24 protein-coding genes are annotated in these 23,156 nt (G+C 44.6%); 14 read left to right on the top strand and 10 right to left on the bottom strand.

Going from position 1 to position 23,156, the window contains the following annotated elements; genetic code table 11:
* The 7 genes from PSF16_RS01165 to nrdG form a co-directional block, all read left to right on the top strand.
* A partial coding sequence (locus PSF16_RS01165) for a DUF6708 domain-containing protein (RefSeq protein ID WP_336313806.1) occupies positions 1–471 on the top strand: 471 nt, incomplete at its 5' end.
* Positions 472–559: 88 nt separating this feature from the next.
* Positions 560–709, top strand: a complete 150-nt coding sequence (locus PSF16_RS01160; protein WP_272688639.1) for a hypothetical protein — start codon at positions 560–562, stop codon at positions 707–709.
* A 15-nt stretch (positions 710–724) separates the two neighbouring features.
* Positions 725–1,660, top strand: a complete 936-nt coding sequence (gene pyrB, locus PSF16_RS01155) for an aspartate carbamoyltransferase (RefSeq protein ID WP_272688638.1) — start codon at positions 725–727, stop codon at positions 1,658–1,660.
* A 10-nt stretch (positions 1,661–1,670) separates the two neighbouring features.
* Positions 1,671–2,135, top strand: a complete 465-nt coding sequence (pyrI, locus tag PSF16_RS01150; protein WP_006657936.1) for an aspartate carbamoyltransferase regulatory subunit — start codon at positions 1,671–1,673, stop codon at positions 2,133–2,135.
* 92 nt (positions 2,136–2,227) lie between these two features.
* Positions 2,228–2,614 (top strand): 2-iminobutanoate/2-iminopropanoate deaminase, encoded by a 387-nt coding sequence (ridA, locus tag PSF16_RS01145; RefSeq protein WP_112860354.1) that lies wholly within the window; start codon positions 2,228–2,230, stop codon positions 2,612–2,614.
* Positions 2,615–3,058: 444 nt separating this feature from the next.
* On the top strand, positions 3,059–5,197 hold the full coding sequence (gene nrdD / locus PSF16_RS01140; protein WP_006662426.1) for an anaerobic ribonucleoside-triphosphate reductase: 2,139 nt from the start codon (positions 3,059–3,061) through the stop codon (positions 5,195–5,197).
* A 31-nt stretch (positions 5,198–5,228) separates the two neighbouring features.
* Positions 5,229–5,693 (top strand): anaerobic ribonucleoside-triphosphate reductase-activating protein, encoded by a 465-nt coding sequence (nrdG, locus tag PSF16_RS01135; protein WP_036963274.1) that lies wholly within the window; start codon positions 5,229–5,231, stop codon positions 5,691–5,693.
* Here nrdG and PSF16_RS01130 read toward each other — a convergent pair.
* Positions 5,690–6,127 (bottom strand): YhbP family protein, encoded by a 438-nt coding sequence (locus PSF16_RS01130; protein ID WP_272688637.1) that lies wholly within the window; start codon positions 6,125–6,127, stop codon positions 5,690–5,692. The genes nrdG and PSF16_RS01130 overlap by 4 nt on opposite strands.
* Positions 6,128–6,485: 358 nt before the next feature.
* A complete protein-coding gene (locus tag PSF16_RS01125) occupies positions 6,486–6,737 on the bottom strand; it encodes a DUF1471 domain-containing protein (RefSeq protein ID WP_272516709.1) in 252 nt (83 codons plus the stop codon).
* Positions 6,738–7,036: 299 nt separating this feature from the next.
* On the opposite strand from PSF16_RS01125, the gene PSF16_RS01120 reads away from it, so the two are divergent.
* Positions 7,037–7,345, top strand: a complete 309-nt coding sequence (locus PSF16_RS01120) for a GIY-YIG nuclease family protein (RefSeq protein ID WP_006662422.1) — start codon at positions 7,037–7,039, stop codon at positions 7,343–7,345.
* On the opposite strand, the gene PSF16_RS01115 is transcribed toward PSF16_RS01120, so the two are convergent.
* Both PSF16_RS01115 and ubiT read right to left on the bottom strand, forming a co-directional pair.
* Positions 7,318–7,821: a GNAT family N-acetyltransferase gene (locus PSF16_RS01115; RefSeq protein WP_006657943.1), complete on the bottom strand. Its 504-nt coding sequence runs from the start codon at positions 7,819–7,821 to the stop codon at positions 7,318–7,320. The two genes, PSF16_RS01120 and PSF16_RS01115, sit on opposite strands and share 28 nt — an antisense overlap.
* A complete protein-coding gene (gene ubiT, locus PSF16_RS01110) occupies positions 7,815–8,339 on the bottom strand; it encodes a ubiquinone anaerobic biosynthesis accessory factor UbiT (protein WP_006662421.1) in 525 nt (174 codons plus the stop codon). The genes PSF16_RS01115 and ubiT overlap by 7 nt, the downstream gene beginning before the upstream one ends.
* A gap of 379 nt (positions 8,340–8,718) precedes the next feature.
* On the opposite strand from ubiT, the gene ubiU reads away from it, so the two are divergent.
* From ubiU to PSF16_RS01095, 3 genes are all read left to right on the top strand, one after another.
* A complete protein-coding gene (gene ubiU / locus PSF16_RS01105) occupies positions 8,719–9,714 on the top strand; it encodes a ubiquinone anaerobic biosynthesis protein UbiU (RefSeq protein WP_006657945.1) in 996 nt (331 codons plus the stop codon).
* 41 nt (positions 9,715–9,755) lie between these two features.
* On the top strand, positions 9,756–10,631 hold the full coding sequence (locus PSF16_RS01100) for a U32 family peptidase (protein WP_036967638.1): 876 nt from the start codon (positions 9,756–9,758) through the stop codon (positions 10,629–10,631).
* A 216-nt stretch (positions 10,632–10,847) separates the two neighbouring features.
* A complete protein-coding gene (locus tag PSF16_RS01095; protein WP_154631842.1) occupies positions 10,848–11,336 on the top strand; it encodes a hypothetical protein in 489 nt (162 codons plus the stop codon).
* A gap of 39 nt (positions 11,337–11,375) precedes the next feature.
* Here the strand turns inward: PSF16_RS01095 and PSF16_RS01090 are convergent, their stop codons facing one another.
* From PSF16_RS01090 to PSF16_RS01080, 3 genes are read right to left on the bottom strand one after another with little or no spacing between them, the layout of a single operon-like run.
* Entirely contained in the window at positions 11,376–12,533 is a 1,158-nt protein-coding gene (locus PSF16_RS01090; RefSeq protein WP_272688640.1) for an ABC transporter permease, read from the bottom strand.
* Complete coding sequence (locus PSF16_RS01085; protein WP_006657949.1) at positions 12,533–13,678, bottom strand: ABC transporter permease; 1,146 nt, start codon at positions 13,676–13,678, stop codon at positions 12,533–12,535. Before PSF16_RS01085 ends, PSF16_RS01090 begins: the two co-directional genes overlap by 1 nt.
* Before the next feature lie 11 nt (positions 13,679–13,689).
* Entirely contained in the window at positions 13,690–14,661 is a 972-nt protein-coding gene (locus PSF16_RS01080) for an HlyD family secretion protein (RefSeq protein ID WP_006657950.1), read from the bottom strand.
* A gap of 323 nt (positions 14,662–14,984) precedes the next feature.
* Between PSF16_RS01080 and PSF16_RS01075 the strand changes: the two genes are divergently transcribed.
* Genes PSF16_RS01075 through PSF16_RS01065 form a run of 3 tightly spaced genes read left to right on the top strand, consistent with a single transcriptional unit; the run spans position 14,985 to position 17,811 of the window.
* Positions 14,985–16,667: a sensor histidine kinase gene (locus tag PSF16_RS01075; RefSeq protein ID WP_006662417.1), complete on the top strand. Its 1,683-nt coding sequence runs from the start codon at positions 14,985–14,987 to the stop codon at positions 16,665–16,667.
* Between the two features lie 32 nt (positions 16,668–16,699).
* Positions 16,700–17,416 carry a two-component system response regulator BtsR gene (gene btsR / locus PSF16_RS01070; RefSeq protein WP_006657953.1) on the top strand — a complete coding sequence of 239 codons (717 nt, stop codon included), beginning with the start codon at positions 16,700–16,702 and terminating at the stop codon, positions 17,414–17,416.
* Positions 17,417–17,439: 23 nt separating this feature from the next.
* Positions 17,440–17,811 (top strand): YjaA family stress response protein, encoded by a 372-nt coding sequence (locus PSF16_RS01065; RefSeq protein ID WP_036978238.1) that lies wholly within the window; start codon positions 17,440–17,442, stop codon positions 17,809–17,811.
* 69 nt (positions 17,812–17,880) lie between these two features.
* On the opposite strand, the gene PSF16_RS01060 is transcribed toward PSF16_RS01065, so the two are convergent.
* The 3 genes from PSF16_RS01060 to pnp all read right to left on the bottom strand — a co-directional run bounded on the left by PSF16_RS01060 (position 17,881) and on the right by pnp (position 23,138).
* The gene (locus PSF16_RS01060) at positions 17,881–19,848 is read right to left on the bottom strand and encodes a DEAD/DEAH family ATP-dependent RNA helicase (protein ID WP_006662415.1); all 1,968 of its coding nucleotides are present in this window, start codon (positions 19,846–19,848) and stop codon (positions 17,881–17,883) included.
* Positions 19,849–20,018: 170 nt separating this feature from the next.
* A complete protein-coding gene (gene nlpI / locus PSF16_RS01055; RefSeq protein WP_006657957.1) occupies positions 20,019–20,936 on the bottom strand; it encodes a lipoprotein NlpI in 918 nt (305 codons plus the stop codon).
* Positions 20,937–21,017: 81 nt separating this feature from the next.
* Positions 21,018–23,138, bottom strand: coding sequence for a polyribonucleotide nucleotidyltransferase (pnp, locus tag PSF16_RS01050; RefSeq protein WP_272688636.1), 2,121 nt, complete (start codon positions 23,136–23,138; stop codon positions 21,018–21,020).
* Positions 23,139–23,156: the final 18 nt, after the last annotated feature.

The following is a 23,156-nucleotide window of genomic DNA, read 5'->3' as shown; positions in this document are numbered from 1 at the left end:
GGGTTCGGCTACTGGGGAGATAAATTAGAACTCGACCACTATTGGGAATTTATTCGCTGTTATATGGAAGAGGATTGCCTTGAAGAACTCGCAGACACAGTAACGCTATGCCCGCCTATTGCCGATAAAAAAGAGAGCTATATTTTTGGCTTGCAGTACATCATAAAAATGGAATCCCGCTTAGCGTGGGTCTTTATCATTTTTATGTTGCCTATCTATTTCATGGAAAGCCTGGCTCGATTTATTGCCATGCAAACCAGTAAAATTCCTCAGTGGTCGCAAGAAGTACTCGATGATTGTATTGTCAGCCCAAATGACCCGATACAGGTAGATGCCCGCATCAATCCACCGCATTTATGGCGTTATGTGCTAGCAAATGAGCCGCTGGATATCTATCAAGCCCGCTATGATAAGCAGCAATCAGCGAACCAGCGCATTAAGCATAAATTGGAAAAGCATAAAATAGACTAAACCAAAAATTTTTTCATTTTTCTGTTCGCAAACGCTTGCGTCATTGTGTCACACGCGTATAATGCGCCACAATTTGCCGGGAGAAACCATGAACACTGCTGCTCTATTTTTGAAAGAGAACACCGACACCGCATTGCCATCACGCGGTCTGGACAGCCTGTTTTTCCCCGCCGTATTGATAAAAAAGCCCCTCAATGAGGGGCTTTTTTTTGGCCTACTAGATAGCAAGTCTTGCTGATACAGGAGAATCACGATGCCGAATCCGTTATATCACCGCGACATAATCTCTATTAACGATTTAGATAAAACCGATCTTGAATTAGTTCTCAAAGTTGCCGCTTCATTAAAGCAGCAACCGCAACCTGAGTTTCTCAAACATCAAGTGATCGCCAGCTGTTTCTTTGAGGCGTCAACACGTACCCGCTTATCATTCGAAACGGCCATTCATCGTTTAGGGGCATCTGTCGTCGGCTTCTCCGATAGCGCCAATACCTCATTAGGTAAGAAAGGCGAGACTCTTGCAGACACCATTTCCGTTATCAGCCAGTATGTTGATGCGATTGTGATGCGCCACCCGCAAGAAGGTGCAGCTCGCTTAGCCAGCCAATTTTCAGGGACAGTCCCAATTATCAACGCTGGCGATGGCTCTAACCAGCATCCAACGCAAACCCTGTTAGACCTGTTTACTATCCAAGAAACTCAAGGCCGCTTAGAGAACCTGAAAATCGCGATGGTCGGTGACCTGAAATATGGCAGAACGGTGCATTCACTGACTCAAGCGCTCTCGAAGTTTGAAGGTAATCACTTCTACTTTATTTCCCCAGAAGTGTTGTCGATGCCACCTCATATCCTGAATATTCTGGATGAAAAAGGAGCGACTTACAGCCTGCATAACAATGTCGATGAAGTGATCCCTGAAGTGGATATTCTGTATATGACTCGCGTTCAAAAAGAGCGTTTAGACCCATCAGAATATGCCAACGTTAAAGCGCAATTTATTCTGCGCGCTCAAGACCTGCACAGCGCCAAAGATAATTTAAAAGTGCTGCACCCGCTTCCGCGTATCGATGAAATTACCGTGGATGTGGACAGCACCCCATATGCCTACTACTTCCAGCAAGCAGGGAATGGGATTTATGCGCGCCAAGCGCTGCTGTCTCTGGTATTAAATAAAGAACTGGCAATCTGAGGAGAACACCATGACACACGACCATAAATTACAAGTTGAAGCCATCCGTTGCGGCACTGTCATCGACCATATCCCTGCTCAAATTGGATTCAAATTGCTAAAGCTGTTTAAGCTCACCAAAACCGATGAGCGCATCACTATTGGGCTGAATTTACCCTCCAGCAATATGGGCAAAAAAGATATTATCAAAATCGAAAATACCTTTTTAACCCCAGAACAAGCTAACCAATTGGCGATGTATGCGCCAGAAGCCACCGTTAATCGTATCGAAGATTATCAAGTAGTGGAAAAATTAGACCTGAAATTACCAGAACAAATCGACAGCGTGCTGGTGTGCCCTAATAGCAACTGTATTAGCCATAATGAGCCAGTTTCCAGCAGCTTCCGCATTAAACAACGAGCAAAACATGTGGCATTAACCTGCAAATTCTGTGAAAAAGAGTTCGATAGAGACGCCGTGATCAATAATCAGTAAGGTATTTAGGCGTAGACTGCGTCTTTGTATGGATGCCGTTCCGTGTCTATAATAGCGTCCAAACCCTTTTTTACGTGATAAACGGAGAAACTATGTCATACGAAATCAGCACTGAAAATGCACCAGCCGCTATTGGTCCTTACGTTCAAGGCGTCGATTTAGGCAGTATGGTTATGACCTCAGGTCAAATTCCTGTTGATCCAAAAACCGGTCATGTACCTGAAGATATCGCAGCACAAACCCGTCAATCACTGGCGAACGTGAAAGCGATTTTAGAAAAAGCAGGTTTGGGCGTTGCCAATATCGTAAAAACGACCGTTTTTGTGAAAGATTTAAATGACTTCGCTACCGTTAATGCCACTTATGAAGAATTTTTCAAACAACATAATGCGCCATTCCCAGCGCGTTCTTGTGTTGAAGTGGCTCGCTTGCCAAAAGATGTGAAAATCGAAATCGAAGCTATCGCGGTGCGTAAATAGTTTTATTCAGTTTCAGATTGTCAGTCTGATAGCCTGCTAACACATTGTCAGCAGGCTTTTTTTATTAGCTTCATTCTAAATATACTTATCAACTTTCAGGTTATTCACTGTATCTCAAGGCGATTTTCTTCTCTTCGTCACGTTTTGCCACGATAGCCCCTTGGATATATCCGCCACCTAACCTTATGGCTCACTAAATTATCGAACGCACAATTTAATTACTGCCTGCACTTTTGATATTCATACAAATTATTTTTTTCCTTGTTTTAAATCAAATTACCGTCAGCTAAAAAAAGGCAATATCCTACATATTGTGCTTTAATTAATTCACTAGACACTACATGTAGTAAAAATTCACATTTCTTTCACAGGGATGCCCCATACTGATAAAAGATAATGGACGCTATCGCCAGTCCTGTGAGGGATTTAATAAGGAGTATGACAGTGAAAACGGTGGTTATAAAACGAGATGGTTGTCAGGTCAATTTTGATCTCCCGCGCATTCAAGAAGCGGTGCGACGTGCAGCCGCGGCGGTAGATGTCAAAGATGATGATTATTGTCTGCAAGTGGCTACGGTTGTTTCTGAACAACTGTGTCATCGAGAAAAAGTGGATATCGCCGAAATCCAAGATGCTGTCGAAAACCAGCTGATGTCTGGACCTTATAAAGATTTGGCACGTGCCTATATTGAGTATCGTCATGATAGAGATAGCGAACGCGAAAAGCGCAGCCAACTGACTCACGAAATCCGCGGATTAATTGAGCAAAGTAACCTATCTTTACTCAATGAAAATGCGAATAAAGACAGTAAAGTCATCCCGACTCAACGAGACTTATTGGCAGGGATCGTCGCTAAACATTACGCGAAACAACACATTTTACCTCGCGATGTCGTTCTAGCTCATGAAAAAGGTGAAATTCACTATCATGACCTCGATTATGCCCCTTTCTTCCCGATGTTCAACTGCATGCTCATCGATCTTGATGGTATGTTAACCAATGGGTTTAAAATGGGAAATGCTGAAATTGAGCCACCAAAATCCATTTCGACTGCCACTGCCGTTACAGCACAAATTATCGCTCAAGTTGCTAGCCATATTTATGGCGGTACCACTATCAACCGAATTGATGAAATTTTGGCGCCTTACGTGGCTATCAGCCATGAAAAACACCTAAAAGTCGCCAAAGAGTGGGGAATTGCTGATGCCGAGGCTTACGCAAAAAACCGTACTGAAAAAGAGTGTTACGATGCCTTCCAATCTTTAGAGTATGAAGTGAATACACTGCATACCGCAAACGGGCAAACCCCCTTTGTCACGTTTGGTTTTGGATTAGGCACCTCCCATGAAGCTAGGCTCATTCAGCAGTCAATCCTCAAAAACCGCATTGCAGGGCTAGGCAAAAATCGTAAAACCGCGGTTTTCCCGAAATTAGTTTTTGCCATCAAAGATGGATTGAACCACAAATACGGTGATCCTAACTACGACATCAAACAGTTAGCCTTAGAATGTGCCAGCAAACGTATGTATCCAGACATCCTCAATTACGATCGCGTGGTTGATGTCACTGGCTCCTTTAAAACACCGATGGGCTGCCGCAGTTTCTTGGGCGTCTATGAAGAAGATGGCAAACAAATTCACGATGGGCGAAATAACCTCGGTGTCATCAGCCTAAACTTACCGCGAATTGCGCTGGAAGCCCAAGGTAACGAAGATGCATTCTGGGCACTACTTGATGAGCGTTTAGCTATCGCTAAAAAAGCGCTGATGACTCGCATTGCCCGCTTAGAAAATGTCAAAGCCCGTGTCGCACCTATTTTATACATGGAAGGCGCCTGTGGCGTTCGCTTAAAAGCCAATGATAGCGTGGCCGAAATTTTCAAACATGGGCGTGCTTCTATCTCATTAGGCTATATTGGATTACACGAAACTATCAATGCCCTATTTGGCATCGATACCCATGTGTATGACAGTGAGCAATTACGCGAAAAAGCCGTGGCTATCGTAAACCGTCTGCGCCAAGCTACCGATGAGTGGAAAGAGCAGACAGGCTATGGCTTCAGCCTATACAGCACGCCGAGTGAAAACCTGTGTGACCGTTTCTGCCGCTTAGATACTGCCGAATTTGGCGTCGTGGATGGCGTGACAGACAAAGGCTACTACACCAACAGCTTCCACTTAGATGTCGAAAAACAGGTAAATCCTTACGATAAAATCGATTTTGAACAGCCGTACCCAGCACTCGCTAACGGCGGTTTTATCTGTTACGGCGAATACCCGAATTTACAGCACAACCTCAAAGCTCTTGAGGATGTATGGGATTACAGCTATCAGCATGTTCCTTACTACGGGACGAATACCCCTATCGATGAATGCTATGACTGTGGTTTTTCTGGGGAGTTTTCTTGTACGAGCAAGGGCTTTACCTGCCCAGCTTGCGGCAACCACGATACTAACCGTGTTTCGGTGATCCGCCGCGTATGTGGCTATTTAGGTAGCCCAGATGCACGACCATTTAATGCGGGTAAACAAGAAGAAGTGAAGCGCCGTATCAAACACTTAGGAAATGGTCAGCTTGGTTAATGAACGCATAGGTTAACTTCGGACAAATGGTATGAATTATCACCAATATTATCCTGTGGATGTGGTTAATGGACCCGGTACACGCTGCACACTGTTTGTCGCAGGGTGTGTCCACCAATGCCGCGGCTGCTATAACCAAAGTACGTGGCGAGTGGACTCTGGCATTCCCTTTACCCAAAAAATGGAAGACCAAATTATCCAAGACTTGCAGGATACGCGTATTCGCCGACAAGGACTTTCTCTCTCAGGAGGCGATCCTTTGCATCCCGCTAATTTGCCAGCCATCTTGCGGTTGGTGAAGCGAGTGAAAGCCGTCTGCCCAGACAAAGACATCTGGATGTGGACAGGCTATAAACTTGATGAGCTAACACTGGAACAGCAGAAAGTCGTCAGCTTTGTGAATACGCTGATTGATGGAAAGTTTGAACAGGAACTGTATGACCCCGCGCTGTTATGGCGCGGTAGCAGCAACCAAGTCATTCATCGGCTACGTTAAATATCTTGCGACCAATGGAGTTTGGTACCAAACCCTAATGTGTTATCCACCATTTTCACTGTCTGTAACTGGAGCTGCCACATCGGCAGCTTCGCCTCTATGGCAATAGGGAATCGCTGGCAATAAAATGCTTTCTGCGCATCAGCCACTTCACCGTCAAATTGGCGAATTTTCCCAACAAATTGAACACCTTGAATTTTGCCCACTTGCTTAGTTTGTGCAGAGATCGTTCCTGCGACACGAGGGTTTGCTTGCATGAGCTGACCATGTTGTGAATCTGGGGATGTCATGAAAATTAAACGCATATTTTGACGATCAAACGCGTAGTAGCAACTGGCAGCCCAAATATCATCTTGGTAGGAGGTAAACAGGGAAAAAACGTGTTGGCGAGCAATATAGCGCTGGATATGTAGTAAGGTGCTTTCGGGTGTCATTGCGAATGTCCATGTTAGACCGTTCAGAACACGCCCATAAAGATGGCTGGGCGTGCTTAAGCTGTTCTGAACGTTATCTGTACTTAGTTCGGCACTACTATAACTTACTCATTCGAATTGCACCTAACATAAGGTTCTATATCAGCAATGCTAGCACTCGAAGCTACTGCTCAAAATCGACCATACTTCCCTTTTAGTTCCTCCTCTCCTCCTCGCTTTTACTCTAAATAATTCGAGTTGTAGCTAGGCGGCAAGCGAACGAGTCGCTAGGATCATACACTAGTATCTGACTAGTGGGAGTGAACGCAGCCAACAACGCTGCGGCTCGAAGTATGACGAGTAAATCTGACGAGTAGAATTATTTGTAGATTGCTGCTGTACCACTCATCTCATTCTCACCGCTTGCAGAAATCACACGGAAAGATTTTGCGCCAGCTTCATCAGCTTTTTTGGCTAATTGCGCAGTCAGGTCATTGACGCCAGCAGCACCACTTACAGTCACATAACCCGCAGCAGGCTCACTAGATTGTCTAACTTCTTCAGCCGCCATTGAACCAAATGATAAAGCACCTAAAGCTAAAGCAGCAGCAAATAATGTTGATTTTTTCATGGTAAACTTCCTCATTGTATGTTTGAAATTAACAGGGGTTTTTCGTGTTTCCCTGTGATATGGATCATACTATGCGCTTTATTTAGAGATGAAAATTAGCTAATTTTGCTATAGTTATTCAAATTTTTTGAATGCAAACCTATATTGAGGTTGCAAATTTGTGACAGCTTTATATCATTTTTTATTTATAATTTAGTATGTTATAAACATTAATGTTCACGAGAAAATTCGCTGCAAGCCAACTGAATTTCCCTTATAAATCAGCACAGAATGCTAAATTTAATCGCAAGAAAAATGAAATGACATCGCGTAATTGGTCGCTTTACTTGATTCGGCAGAAAAATAACGCCTTATATTGTGGGATTACTACGGATGTTCCGCGGCGATTTAAACAACATGAATCGGGGATAGGGGCTAAAGCGTTAAAAGGCAAAGCCCCTTTAACGTTAGTGTTTCATTGTACAGCAGGGGATCGCGCTGAGGCGTCTCGGTTAGAATATCGTGTCAAACAGTTGAGTAAACAGGCAAAAGAAAGGCTGGTCATTGACCAGCCTGATGATTTACAACATTATTTAGCGGCTTACACGCTATCAAAGTGCGATGAGTAAGTGACTTCGCCTTTATGTTGGTCAATCGCGCCATTTTCGAGTCCATAGACTAAAAAGTGTTTTTGCAAGCTTGGCCATTGGCAACGCAAATCATGATTTGAAGCGGGTTCAAAACCAAAACGTCCGTAATAGCCTTCATCGCCTAATACCACAACAGCACCATAACCAAACTCGTTGAGGCTATCTAACCCCTCATAGACCAGTTTTTCCGCAATACCTTGGCTTTGGTACTCTTTTTTGACGGCTAATGGCGCGAGTCCCACCCATTGAACATCTTCACCATTGACATCGACAGGTGTAAAACCAACATAACCAATCACTTCACCGTCATCGTTGGTTGCTACAACACCGAGGGTTAATAGCCCATCTTCACGAAGATGCTGAACAAGATCAGCCTCCCCTTCAGTGGGAAACGTTTCACGCAATAGCGTGTCGATACCCATGGCATCAACCGGAATTTCTACACGAATTAGCATGAAGTTAACGCTGGCGTTTTATGCTCTGCGTCCTCATTGTCTTGTACGGTTTTAATCACATCAGCGAGTTGCAGTAAGCCGAAACGCAATGGTGCTGGCATATTTTCAAGTTCAAAGGCATCCATTAAGTTTTTAACGTATAAACCTAATTCAGTATCCCCTTCAATGACCAAGCGGCGCTGGAAAAAGAGCGTATCTGGATCCTCTTTACGTGCCGCGATCAATACGAGGTCATTCGCATTGCCACTGACACTCACATCAGGTTCAGCCTGTTTTTGAACCACCAGCTGACCCTCTTGTAAGCTGATAAACCAAACCAGCTCTAAATCCCGAACCTCAACTTTCAGCCATTTCCCTTCCAGAAAATCGAGTTCGCCTTCTTTGACAGACTCACGAAACTGCCAACTTAATAGTTGTTCGAGTATTTGACGCTGTACGACAAATGGGGTCACTTTCAAAGGAAACTTCAAAAATGAAGGACCTTGGGTGATCAGTTGAGAACGAATTTTACCAAACACAGTGCTAACTCCCGTATCAATTATCTGTCCATTGGGCATTGCTACTGGATAAGTAGCCGCTTGGGCAATTTTAATACCTATAATGTGGACGATTATAGATAACATTGATGTGTAGATATAAAGATATACAGAGATATATCGCCATTTATCCGATATATGGACATATTTTGCCAAAAAATAACGTGATGATACCGATCCTATATCAATCTTTATCCATCTCGCCAATATTTATTTTCAATAATTCCTACACTTTTATAATAGTCACGAAATAATCATCTTGCCTGCAACATTCCAAGCTTCTCTGCGCTAAATCAAAACCTCAATCTGACCTGTTGACTAGAATGACCAATTGCTAAATTTTTATACAGAGACAACGCGAATGGAATTACTCTGCCCAGCTGGGAATTTACCTGCCTTGAAAGCGGCCGTTGATAATGGTGCCGATGCGGTGTACATCGGTCTAAAAAATGATACCAACGCACGTCATTTTGCAGGATTGAATTTTACAGAAAAAAATCTGCATGAAGCAGAACGTTATATTCATCAACGTAAACGTAAATTACATATCGCAATTAACACGTTTGCCCACCCTGATGGCTATCAACGTTGGCAGAACTCCGTGGATTTAGCGGCTGATTTAGGCGCGGATGCACTGATCCTCGCCGATATTGCAATATTAGAATATGCCGCCAATAAATACCCGCATATTGAACGCCATGTCTCTGTACAGGCGTCCGCCACGAATACTGAAGCTATCCGTTTCTATGAACGCAATTTCCAAGTTCACCGCGTGGTGCTACCTCGCGTACTGTCGATTCATCAAGTGAAGCAACTCGCCAAAACCAGCCCAGTTCCCTTAGAAGTATTTGCTTTTGGCAGCCTGTGTATCATGGCTGAAGGTCGCTGCTACCTTTCTTCCTATCTCACAGGGGAGTCACCTAATACTGTTGGCGCTTGCTCTCCCGCCCGTTTTGTTCGCTGGCAGCACACTGATAAGGGTATGGAGTCGCGTTTAAATGAGGTACTGATTGACAGCTACCAGAAAAATGAAAATGCGGGTTATCCAACGCTGTGTAAAGGGCGCTATTTAGTGGATGACCATAAATACCATGTTCTGGAAGAGCCCACCAGCCTCAACACGATTGAGCTATTACCAGAGCTAATGCGCGCCAATATTGCGTCAGTGAAAATTGAAGGACGCCAACGCAGCCCCGCCTATGTAACTCAAGTCACTAAAATTTGGCGTCAGGCAATTAACCGTTATAAAACCAATCCCGAGGGTTTTGTAACCGATCCTAGATGGCTTAAAGCCCTTGGTGACCTTTCTGAAGGCAGTCAAACAACCCTTGGCGCTTATCATCGTAAATGGCAGTAACGGATGCGCATTATTCACCAGCATAGAGAATGGGTAAGACAATGAAATATGCATTAGGCTCAGTGCTTTACTATTGGCCAACATCAACCTTACATGATTTTTATCAGCATGCGGCAAACAGTGAAGCAGACATTATCTATCTCGGGGAAACCGTGTGCAGCAAGCGCCGAGACATGAAACCCAATGATTGGATTGACCTTGCCAAGCAACTCGCAGGAAGCGGAAAACAAATTATTCTCAGCACGCTTGCTCTACTACAAGCGCCATCTGAACTTAAAGAAATCAGTAAGTTAGTTGATAATGGTGAGTTTATGATTGAAGCTCACGATTTTGGCGTCATCAACATGCTAACGGAGCGTAAATTGCCGTTTGTGGCAGGTCATGGGCTCAATTGCTATAACGCCCCTTCCCTGAATATTTTGCTGCGTCAAGGGATGGTACGTTGGTGTATGCCTGTTGAGCTCTCCCGTGATTGGCTGGTGAATCTGCTCAATCAATGTGAAGACCTTGGTATTCGCGATAAATTTGAGATTGAGGTTTTCAGCTACGGTCATCTGCCCCTTGCCTATTCTGCCCGCTGTTTTACGGCTCGCTCTGAAAACCGCCAAAAAGATGAGTGCGAAACCTGCTGCATCAATTATCCTCAAGGGCGCAAAGTGCTGTCACAAGAACAGCAGCAAGTTTTCACACTGAACGGCATCCAAACTCTGAGTGGCTACTGCTATAACTTAGGTAACGATATTTCATCAATGCGGGATTTGGTGGACATTGTGCGCGTTTCCCCAGAAGACCTTGAATCCCTTAATGTGATTAAACAGTTTAAAGCTAATCAACACGGGCAATCCCCCCTGACTATCCCAGAGCAAAGCTGCAATGGCTATTGGCGTAATATTGCCGGATTGACGCTAGCAGGATAATACTCTTGATGGGAATGAGGGCGGTCTGATCAACGCGGCTTCATTCCCACCGTCAATTAGCTTTCATATAATGGCTAATGACTTCCCATTCCGTATAGCCTCAATAATAAGCCTATAACCTGAATATGCCCCAAAGATATACGGAATTATCTCCTTTGAATCTGATTGCACTGCTGTAGATTAGATAAGCAATCAAACTCACAGACCTATAAGGAAATGCCCGTGATAAAACGCACCCTACTCGTTATGACAATCTTTTTAGCAGGATGCTCAACGTCCCTTGAATACACCAAAGCGGATCTCGAAAAAAATCAAGACGTCAGTTATTCCGACTCAGGCTATTATCGTGTGGTATTTAAAGGTAAGAAAATTATTGCAGTGCCTGAAAATGCCCATATCGTAGCAGGAACCCAAGATAATGCGGTTGGCAAACTAGACAAAGAGAATAAAACAGGTCCATTTGTTATTGCAGGACTCGCTGCCAAAAGTAATGGTAATATTCATTCCCAAGTCGGCGGAGACGATTACAACCTGAGCTTCCTCTTAACCGATGAAAATGATTTGCCACTCTCTTCAGTCAACTACATCATTATTAATGACTGCAACGGAGAAGCCTATCACGGCACCACCAATGCGAATGGACGGACATATTCTGTTTCAACACCTGAAGAGTGCAATTTAAGCCTCAGCCTCGCCGAGGAATAATGGCATAAAAAAAGAGGTTGGAAACCAACCTCTTTTTGACTATTTATGAAGATGTTTGCGCCAACGATGTACAGTCTGGCTAATGTGGCGTAGTTCGCCATCTCGCAGCATGCCAATGAATATCCCAATAAATGAGTAAATCACACCAAGAATTAACATCATCACAATGTCCATCAAGATATCGCTAAACGGTAGCCCCATTTGGTTGATACCTGCCATGGCATTCGTCGCCCATGTGGATGGCAGCGCAGACGCTATCATTCGCACCCAGTCAGGCATTGCTTGTAACGGCCAAATTGTTCCTGACATATAAAACACCGGCGTGGTAATAAATGCCAATGTCAGGTAAATCATTTCAACACTGCGTAGACATTCTGTCACAAGCTTACCTAAACCAATGACTGCGAGTAAGAATGGGAAGGTCAGCATCCAAATTTGGTACAGTGGTGCTTCTTGCCGATAACCCAATATCCACGGCCACAATGCAAAGAATACGGTCGAAAGAAACAACCAGATTGGCACCAGCGCAGACAAAGCGCCCAGATAGACAGCCAATGGTGGCTTACCTTTTGGTGTAGAACGAATGGCGATGCTGACCCGCACACAAGCAATCAGCAAGGAGTGCTGTAACAGCATCACTAACAAGCCAGGGAAAATAATCGCGGCAAAACTAATACCGGGGTTAAACAATGCCTCCGTTTCACTTCTGACTGGCGCAATAATCACTTTAGTCTGTTCGGGACTGAAACCCGCATTCTCCAATAACTGGGTATTATACGCACTCAGTAAGGTTTGATAGGCTTTCGATAATTCTTGCTGAATTTGCCCACTGGCAAGACGGTTTGTCGCATCGCCGTAGACAGGTACGGTGATGTTTTTCCCACTCAACAGATGCTTTTCAAAATCTGTTGGAATAATCACGATCGCAAATAGCTGCCTTGCAATCATATCCTGCCGAGCTTGCGCTAGATTATCATAGCTGTGTAGCTGCACTTTGGGTGTGGCATCCAAATCGCGGATCAATTCACGGCTCGCGCCAGAGTGATCCATATCGATGACCGCCACCGGTAAATCCCACAGAACAGGACGCGCGTAGACCAAACTCATGATGCATAAAGACACGAGTAGCAACAGCCACATCGGCTTTTCCAGCATCCCTAAAAGCACCTTTTTAAACGTCGCGAAATAGACCGTCATCATACGATACTTCCTTGGGTTTCCAGTCGTTTGACTAGACGCTTACGAATCAAAAATGCCGTGAGTAATGGGTAAATCAACAAAAACAGACAAACTTCGACAATACGTTCAAACGAAATTTCCCGTAAGAATATATCAAACATTGCATTTAAGGTGTGGGTGAGCGGCTCTGCATTAGAAATGATTCGTGCAGGTAACACCATGGAAAGTTCCGGTACTGCCATCCCCGAAAAGGCTAGCGCGATACTCACCAACATCCCGATTAAGCTGTAAGCCATAATGGCACTGGAGGTAAAACTAAATAGCAGTAACCCGATGCTTTGTGCTGCAATCACATAGAAAAAGCCCACCAGCATCATATACAACGGATTCCCAACAACTTTTGCATCAAAGATAGAGACTAACGCTGCTAGCTCCACTATCAGTAATGTCGTGAAAAATAGCGTATACGGTGCCATTTTACCCAGCAACGCCATAGAGAAAGGCTTCACACTCTGTAAGATGGTTCCCCGCGACATCGTATAGATAGTGGCGGTCACGACAAATAATTGCAGCATATGAATGGTAGCAGCAAATTGCTGGTAATAAATATAGCTACCACTTGGGTTAAATAAACTATCGTAAGACAATGTGACCTGTGCCAATGGCGGCAAAGCTTGCCCCATTGATTTCGCCATTTCTTGGCGGTATTTTGCGTTAAGCTCCGCGACTAACCCACTAAAATCTTGAATCGCGTAGCTGCCGGATGCATAGAATAATGCATTGTAATACATACGTAATTCAGGTTGACGTCCACGCAGTATATCTTCTTCAAAATTATGAGGAATGTACAATAGGGCATAATCTTTCGCGCTACCCAACTGCTTGATAGACGTCACGAGGTTGCCATCAATCGCTTTCACATCCGCATGTGGACCAGCATCAAGGTCACGAATGATCTGACGCGAAATAGGGCTGTTATTGTTATCTACCACGGAAACAGGGACATCCATCAGGGTCCCCTCTGAAAAGTTAGCACTGACTAACGTGAACAGCATCAAGGGAAATAGCCAGCTCAGCCAGTGAAAGACTGGGCTGCGGATCGCCATTTGAGTTTCGCGGCTAAAGGCATGTTCGAATCCATGCCAAGCGAATTTTAATTTCATGGCGTCACCTGTTATTTATCCCAATGCCACAAGACACTCATCCCCGGTCGCAGTCCTTCAATCGGTTGTTGTGGATAAAGACGAACTTCAAAGGTTTTTAAGTCGAAGTCACCCGTTGCTCGAGTCGCACGCTTGGTCGCGTAATCCCCTTTTGGTGCAATGTAGCGAACTTCTGCTTCAACCGTTTTGTCCCCTAAAGCTGGTACGGTTAATTCGATTTTATCCCCTTTTTTCACACCCACTAAAATGTCTTCACGTAAGTTATACACAAAGTATGCTTGAGGAAGACTAATCAGTGAAATTAATGGGCTACCCGCATTAAATAACTCCCCTATTTCCGCAGGGATTGGTCCCACTTCGCCATCAACAGGGGCTTTAACTTGCAAATCATCCAGTTGGACTTGGAGCTCAGCCAGCTTCTGTTCGGCTTGATTTACCGCAGCTTCATATTGTTGACGTAGCTCAATACGATCACCATTTTTTCCCTCTTCCAAACGCGCTTTTGCACTTTGAACTTGCTGGAAAGCCACCTCTTTTGCTTTACGGGCTGTATCCAGTTCATTCGCAGAAACATAGCCTTTACCAGAAAGATTACTTAAACGCGTAAATTCGCGAGCTGCATTTTGGTATTGGGAATTGGCTTGGGCTAATGCCGCTTGCAAGTCTCGTAGGGTCTCTTCACGAGTACCATTTAAGGATTGATCGAGTTGCGCTTGAGCTTGATCTTTCGCTGCTTTTAATGCCGCATATTGAGCTTGTAGCTCAGGGCTCTCAAGTGTGATGAGCAATTGCCCTTTTTTCACATCGTCCCCTCGTTCTACATGGCGTTCCATGACTCTACCTTTGGCTTTTGAAGTCACGATAACTTCAGGCGCATCCACTTCCCCTTGCAATAATAAAAATTGATTATGGGAATGAAAAAGTGCCGCAGCAGCAATTAAGATCAGCATAAGCAAGATCAGTATGATGGTTCTTTTTTTCATTATTTATGTGGGCCTTGAATAATAACGGAGGAAACTACTTTTTTATTATGACAACAAACTCACACGAGCGTTAATAAATTTGTGCGCAAAATCACGCTTCTGAGGTCATTTTTTTAGTCTGAGGGGCTTTTGGCTTTATGTCAAATAATGATGTTTTACTAATTATTAAATGACGATTACTTAACCAGCCCAATAAGATACAATATCCCCCAAAAGTATATGGCTAAATCGACCAAGAGAAGATACCTCTAGGAGCATACACAAGTATGTGACTAGAGGGGCTGAACGTAGTCAACACCCCCATAATGTGAAATATGACGAGCATGTACGAATTCGATCTAATATTACTCCTCTTACAACAAATGTGCGTCTACCTCGTCATCGCTTGGGCGCTCAGCCGCACGCCACTTGTCACCCCACTTCTTAAGGTGACCATTCGCTTACCTCATAAAGTGATGTGCTACCTGATTTTTTCCGTATTTTGCATCATCGGTACTTATTTTGGTTTACATATCAATGACTCCATAGCTAATACTCGTGCTATTGGTGCTGTACTTGGCGGATTGTTAGGCGGTCCTGCGGTAGGTTTTGCTGTCGGGTTTACTGGTGGGCTCCACCGGTACTCTTTGGGTGGGATGAGCGCTTTCGCTTGTATGATCTCTACTATTATCGAAGGCTTAATTGGTGGGCTGGTGCATCGCCACTATATGAAACGGGGGGAAATTAATAAAATTTTTAACCCTGTGACTGCCAGCTGCGTGACGTTTTTCGCTGAAGTCATCCAAATGCTGATTATTTTACTCATTGCTCGCCCTTTCGATGAAGCCTATGAATTAGTAAAAAATATTGCTGCGCCGATGATTATTGCCAATACCGTTGGTGCCGCGATGTTTATCCGCATTTTGCTCGACAGACGCGCTATCGTTGAGAAATACACCACCGCATTCTCTGCTCAAGCCTTAAAAATTGCTCTGTGTACCGAAGGGATTCTGCGTAAAGGCTTCAATGCTGATAACAGTATGAAGGTGGCAAAAATTATTTACCAAGAGTTAGATATTGGCGCTGTCGCCATTACGGATAGAGAAAAAATTCTCGCTTTTATCGGGTTAGGCTCCGATCACCACATTCCCGGCACACCTATCTCATCCATCCAATCACGGCAGGCTATCGATAATAATGAAGTGGTTTATGCCGATGGTAATGAAACCCCGTATAAATGCTCGTTAAGCCCTTCATGCAAACTTGGCTCAACCCTTGTGATCCCCCTGCGAGGTGAGAATCAACGGGTCATTGGAACCATCAAATTATACCAAGCCAAAAATAGCTTATTCAGTTCCATTAACCGTACCCTCGGTGAAGGGATCGCCAGTTTATTTTCCGCACAAATTTTGGCTGGGCAATACGAACGCAACAAACAATCCTTGCTGCAATCGGAGGTCAAACTACTCCATGCCCAAGTCAACCCGCACTTCTTGTTCAATGTACTGAATACATTACAAGCCGTGATCCGCAAAGATAGCCAGCAAGCAGGTCAGCTAGTGCAATATATTTCGACCTTCTTTCGCAATAACTTAAAACGCCCAGAGCAGAATGCGACATTAGGGGAAGAGATTGAGCACATCAATGCCTACCTGCAAATTGAAAAAGCCCGCTTCCAAGAAAATTTGCAGATCCATTTAGACATCCCTGATGAAGTCAAACAGGTAGAATTGCCGGCATTTACGCTGCAACCCATTGTCGAAAATGCAATAAAACATGGTACTTCACAGTTATTAAATACCGGATACATTACAATACGCAGCTATATTCGCAGTGAACATGTCTATATTGAAATCGAAGATAATGCCGGTTTATACCAACCAAGCGGGCAATCTGATGGCTTAGGAATGGGCTTAGTCGACAAACGCTTGCGCCTGAAATATGGTGAAAAATATGGGATCGGCGTGGAATATGAACCAGAAAAATTCACCCGCGTGAAAATTCGCTTACCTTACATGTCCACCTAATAACATTGCACATAATAAATGATTATAACGCTATGAATGTATTGATCGTTGATGACGAACCCCTAGCTCGCGAAAACGTGCGCTGTTTACTTGAGGAACATGACGATATCGAAATTATTGGCGAGTGTGCCAATGCGATAGAAGCCATTAGTTTAATTCACAAAAAAAAGCCTGATGTGGTGTTTTTAGATATTCAAATGCCTCGCGTGACTGGGCTGGAAATGGTACGTATGCTGGATCCTGAAGAGCGCCCACATATCGTCTTTCTGACCGCATTTAATGAATTTGCGATTCAAGCCTTTGAAGAACACGCGTTCGATTACCTCCTCAAACCTCTTGAACCCGAAAGACTAGCAAAAACCCTAGCGCGTTTACGACAAGGCAAGCACAAACAAAACTTAGAACTACTGGATAATAACGAGCCACTCAAGTTTATTCCTTGTACCGGACACAGCCGAATTTATCTAATGAAATTAGAGGACGTACAATACGTTACTTCACGTATGAGTGGTGTCTATGTTATGAGTACCCAAGGGCAAGAAGGATTCACTGAATTAACGTTACGGACCTTGGAAATGCGCACACCGTTAGTTCGGTGTCATCGCCAATATTTAGTCAATATGACACAGCTCAGTGAAATTTTATTTGGCGATAATGGGCAAGCTGAATTAGTGCTATGCTCAGGAGAGCATATTCCGGTTAGTCGCCGTTATTTAAAACCATTAAAAGAAGCACTAGGATTGATTTAGCGAATCGTACAGGAGAAGAGGTTATGGCTGATTTTTACCTGCAAATTCGGACAAATTCGATGACGTTGAAAAACCTTGAGACTCACGAGGAGCATAGTGCTACCGGAGAGTTTTCAACCCAGCGAATGGTCGTCGGGGATTTTTTTAATGCTGAATCAGTCCTGTATCAATTGGTGTGTGATATGGGACTAAATGTCCGTCGCCCTTTCGCTTCTCGGCATCGTGTATTGGTACAAGCCCTTGAAATTATTGATGGGGGGGTCAGTCTGGTCGAAGAGCGCCTATTTACAGAAATGGTCTATGGGGCGTTTAATCGCCGCATTAAAAAAGTACTCGTCAGTCGCGATACTCTCCCCATGCCTCAGCGGCAAGCAAAAGCCTTATTAGACGCATAAAAAAACCCGCATTTAAATGCGGGTTTTTTGTGTTTATCTCAGCCACATTTACGTGGCTGGATAGCGCTATTATGCGTTGTGGCTGCTGCTACGACGACGTGGTGCTGCATTGTTACCTTCTTGGCGTGGTGCTGAGTTACCACGCTCACCACGGTTAGCACCATCACGATTTCCACCACGACGGTTGCCGCTGAAACCTTCACGGTCTCCACCGCCACGACGACCATCACGATCGCCACCACGGTCATTGCGACGACCTGCACCGAAGCCACCTTCGCTACCACCTTCACGACGTGGGCCACCACGACGCTCACCGCCACCACGGCGTTCAAATGGCTGAGCATCACCGATCAGTTGCATTTGAGTTGGTTTGTTCAGGATACGTGCACGGCTTAAGTGAGTTAACACGTCAGCTGGCATACCTTTTGGTAATTCAATTGTAGAGTGAGTTCCGTACAATTTGATGTTACCAATGTAACGGCTGCTGATATCCGCTTCGTTAGCAATCGCACCAACGATATGACGAACTTCAACACCGTCATCACGACCCACTTCGATACGGTACATTTCCATATCGCCAACATCACGACGTTCACGACGAGCGCCACGATCACCGCGTTCTGCACGGTCAAAACCATTACCGTTGCTGTTACGACGGTCATTACCACGACGGTCATCACGGTCGTTGAATTCACGACGTGGACGACGCGGTGCATCTGGTGGCAGGATCAGAGCGCGTTCGCCTTGAGCCATTTTCAGTAATGCTGCTGCTAAGGTTTCCATATCAACATCTTCCGATGGAGACATTTTCGCTAACAGTGAACGGTACTGATCTAAGTCGCTGCTTTCTAATTGCTGTTGAATTTGTTCAGCAAATTTAGCCTGACGACGTTGGCTTAACAGATCTGCATCTGGCAGCTCAACTTCAGGAATAGTCAGCTTCATCGTACGTTCAACGTTACGCAGCAAGCGACGCTCACGGTTTTCAACAAACAGTAATGCGCGACCCGCACGACCTGCACGGCCAGTACGACCGATACGGTGGACGTAAGATTCTGCATCCATTGGGATGTCGTAGTTAACGACTAAGCTGATACGCTCAACATCCAGACCACGTGCTGCAACGTCAGTTGCGATCAGGATATCTAAACGACCGTCTTTTAAACGCTCTAATGTTTGCTCACGCAGTGCTTGGTTCATGTCACCATTCAGTGCCGCACTGTTGTAGCCATTACGCTCAAGAGTTTCTGCAACTTCTAACGTTGCGTTTTTCGTACGAACGAAAATAATCGCTGCATCGAAATCTTCAGCTTCTAAGAAACGCACCAGCGCTTCATTTTTACGCATACCGTAAACAGTCCAGTAGCTTTGAGCGATGTCTGGACGGGTAGTAATGCTCGCCTGAATGCGGATCTCTTTAGGATCTTTCATAAAGCGACGAGTAATACGACGGATTGGTTCTGGCATTGTTGCCGAGAACAGCGCAGTTTGGTGTTCTGCTGGGATTTGGCTCATGATGTTTTCAACATCTTCAATGAAGCCCATACGCAGCATTTCATCAGCTTCGTCTAATACTAAGCCTTTCAAGTTAGAAAGGTCTAAAGTACCGCGCTTCAGGTGGTCAAGCAGACGACCCGGAGTTCCTACGACCACTTGTGGTCCTTGGCGTAATGCGCGAAGCTGAACGTCATAACGTTGACCGCCGTACAGGGCAACCACGTTTACACGGTTCATATGTTTAGAGAAATCGCTCATTGCTTCAGCAACTTGTACTGCCAACTCACGAGTTGGTGCAAGAACTAAAATTTGTGGCGCTTTTAGATCAGCGTCGATGTTGTGCAGTAATGGCAAGCTGAATGCAGCGGTTTTACCACTACCAGTTTGTGCCATACCTAATACATCGTTACCATCCAATAACAATGGAATACATTGCTGCTGGATTGGAGATGGTTTTTCGTATCCCAGGTCGCTTAGTGCGTTCAAAATAGATGCTGATAAACCTAGATCAGCAAAAGACATATCGGTCTCAGTCGTCATGTAAAGGTGCCTCATACTTAATGGCGGCCAGTTTACATAACGGAGCGAAAATCATTTCGGTCATTATCATTTAAAATGTGAACTGGCTCAAATTGTGTTATTAAACGAACAAATAAACCCTCACCCATGATGGATGATGGTTTAAGAATTGATAGAGAAATGTTCGTCAGCTATTGCTGGCCCGATTCTAATAGGTCGTCTTGTTCTTGGCCTAACAGCGCCAATTCCAACAATGCGTAGCGGTGCTCAACAAAGCTGTGTGCGTTGTTAGCTACCGTCAGTTTGAATAACGCAGCCGCGCTATCCTTATCCCCCAGACTTAGGTAATGCTTACCTAAATAGAAGTTAGTTTCACTGAGATGCTCAGCGAGCGAAGTGTTATCCGTAGATGTCTCTTTCAAACGCTCCATCAATGTTGTTTCATTGATATTGCCAAGATAGAATTCTACGATATTCCAGCCCCATTGCCCTTTCTCCGCTTGATTGTAGCGGGCTGCAAGATTGTCTTGCGCCATACGCGGGTCTATGTCTTTTTCTACGAGATAAAGCCATAGAGTACGAAAAGGATCATTTGGATCTATCTGATAATACGCCAGCAGATCATCCTGCGCTAATTTGTATCGTCCACCGTAATATAATGCGATGCCACGATTCATACGCGCGAAATTGTAAGTTGGATCAAGCTCTAAAACAGAATCAAACGCTTCATAGGCGGCATCATAGTTGCCAGCCTGCGTAAAATATATTCCTAAAAAGTTAAAGATTTCAGGAATATCCGGACGGATTGACAACGCAGTTGAAAAATCATTACGTGCCAGCGCCCTTAAACCGAGACTATCATACAATACTCCGCGCTCATATAAAAGCTGCGCGTATTCATCATCGGTTAAAGATCGGCTCGCAAGGATTTGTTCCATACGAGCCAGAATCACTTCTTGTTGCAATGAAGGCTGCAATGGAACCGCGAAAACCTCGTTTTTACGCCAATCTTTATTACTACATCCAATAATAATAAAAAAGATAAACGCCGATAGCACACGAACTAAGGTGCGACTATCTAAAAAACGAAAGTTAATACAGTTCTGCATACTACGCCCTTACATTACCACTAGTCAGCAAATTTAGGCTGATAGCGCCCAAGTTTATCAGGCGCTACACTTTAGGTCAGCTTATTCTGCTGATTCCTGCTGTACTGGAGCTTCTTCACCAGCGACAGCTTCTTTCATGCTCAGGCGAATACGGCCTTGACGGTCGATTTCTAACACCTTAACAGGAACTTCTTGACCCATTTGCAGGTAATCAGTCACTTTCTCTACACGCTTGTCAGCGATTTGAGAAATGTGAACCAGACCTTCTTTACCGCCACCGATAGCAACGAATGCACCGAAATCAACGATACGAGTCACTTTACCTTGGTAAATACGACCCACTTCAACTTCTGCGGTAATGTCTTCAATACGACGAATCGCTTCTTTCGCTTTCAGACCATCAGTCGCAGCGATCTTCACAGTACCATCATCTTCGATCTCGATCGTTGTACCTGTTTCTTCCGTTAATGCACGGATTACAGAACCACCTTTACCGATGACATCTTTGATCTTGTCTGGGTTGATGCGAATGGTGTAAATACGTGGAGCAAATTCAGAGATCTCTTCACGCGGGCTATTGATTGCTTGTTCCATTGTGCTAAGGATATGCAGGCGCGCACCTTTAGCTTGGTTCAGAGCAACTTGCATGATTTCGCGAGTGATACCTTCGATTTTGATATCCATTTGCAGTGCGCTGATACCGTCACGGCTACCCGCTACTTTAAAGTCCATATCACCTAAGTGGTCTTCATCACCTAAGATGTCAGACAGGACAACGAAATCGTCACCTTCTTTCACCAGACCCATTGCGATACCCGCAACAGCAGCTTTAATTGGCACACCAGCATCCATCAGAGCCAGAGATGCACCACATACCGATGCCATTGAAGAAGAACCGTTAGATTCCGTGATTTCAGAAACCACACGTACAGTGTACGGGAATTCTGCTTGTGAAGGCATAACTGCCAGCACACCACGTTTCGCTAAGCGACCGTGACCAATTTCACGACGTTTAGGTGAACCAACCATACCAGTCTCACCAACAGAGTATGGAGGGAAGTTGTAGTGGAATAAGAAGCGGTCAGTGTATTCGCCCATTAATTGGTCGATAACTTGTGCATCACGCTCTGTACCTAATGTTGCAGTAACCAGTGCCTGAGTTTCACCGCGGGTGAACAGTGCAGAACCGTGAGTACGTGGCAGAACACCAGTACGAACGTCTAATGCACGAACCATATCTTTTTCACGACCATCAATACGCGGCTCACCACGGATTACGCGGCTACGAACAACTTGTTTTTCTAAGTGAGCAAGAATATCTGACACTTCAGAAACATCAACATTTTCGTCTTCAGCAACCAACGCGCCAATCACTTCGTCTTTGATCAAGTCAACTTGAGCATAACGCTCTTGTTTTTCAGTGATACGGTAAGCATCGCCCATACGGCTTTCAGCCAGTGCAGCAACACGGTCGTGCAGAGCTTGGTTAACTGGCTCTGGCTGCCAATCCCACTTCTCTTTGCCCGCTTCTTTCACTAATTCGTTGATATTCTGGATAACAACTTGTTGTTGGTCATGACCAAATACAACTGCACCCAGCATTTGCTCTTCGCTTAACAGTTCAGCTTCTGATTCAACCATTAATACTGCGCTGTCAGTACCTGCAACGACTAAATCCAGACGGCTTGATTTTAATTCATCAGCAGTTGGGTTCAGAACATATTGGTCATTGATAAAACCAACACGTGCAGCACCGATAGGACCATTGAATGGAACACCAGACAGTGCCAGTGCAGCAGATGCACCGATCATCGCAACGATATCTGGGTTAACTTGTGGGTTAACAGAAACAACGGTAGCGATGATTTGAATTTCGTTCAGGAAGCCTTCTGGGAACAGAGGACGTAATGGACGGTCAATCAGACGTGCAACTAAAGTTTCGCCTTCACCAGGACGGCCTTCACGACGGAAGAAGCTACCTGGGATACGACCTGCAGCGTAAGTACGCTCTTGGTAGTTAACCGTTAAAGGGAAGAAATCTTGCCCTTCTTTAACTTTTTTCTGTGCCACAGCAGTCACGAATACTGCAGTGTCATCCATGTTTACCATCACCGCCGCCGTTGCTTGGCGTGCGATCATGCCTGTTTCTAATGTTACGGTATGCTGGCCATACTGGAACTTACGAACAATAGGATTTAACAAAATATTACCCTTTTTGTA

The organism is Providencia sp. PROV033 (assembly GCF_028484855.1).
Taxonomy (GTDB): Bacteria; Pseudomonadota; Gammaproteobacteria; order Enterobacterales; family Enterobacteriaceae; genus Providencia; species Providencia alcalifaciens.
This window is presented reverse-complemented; position numbering and strand designations above follow the sequence as displayed.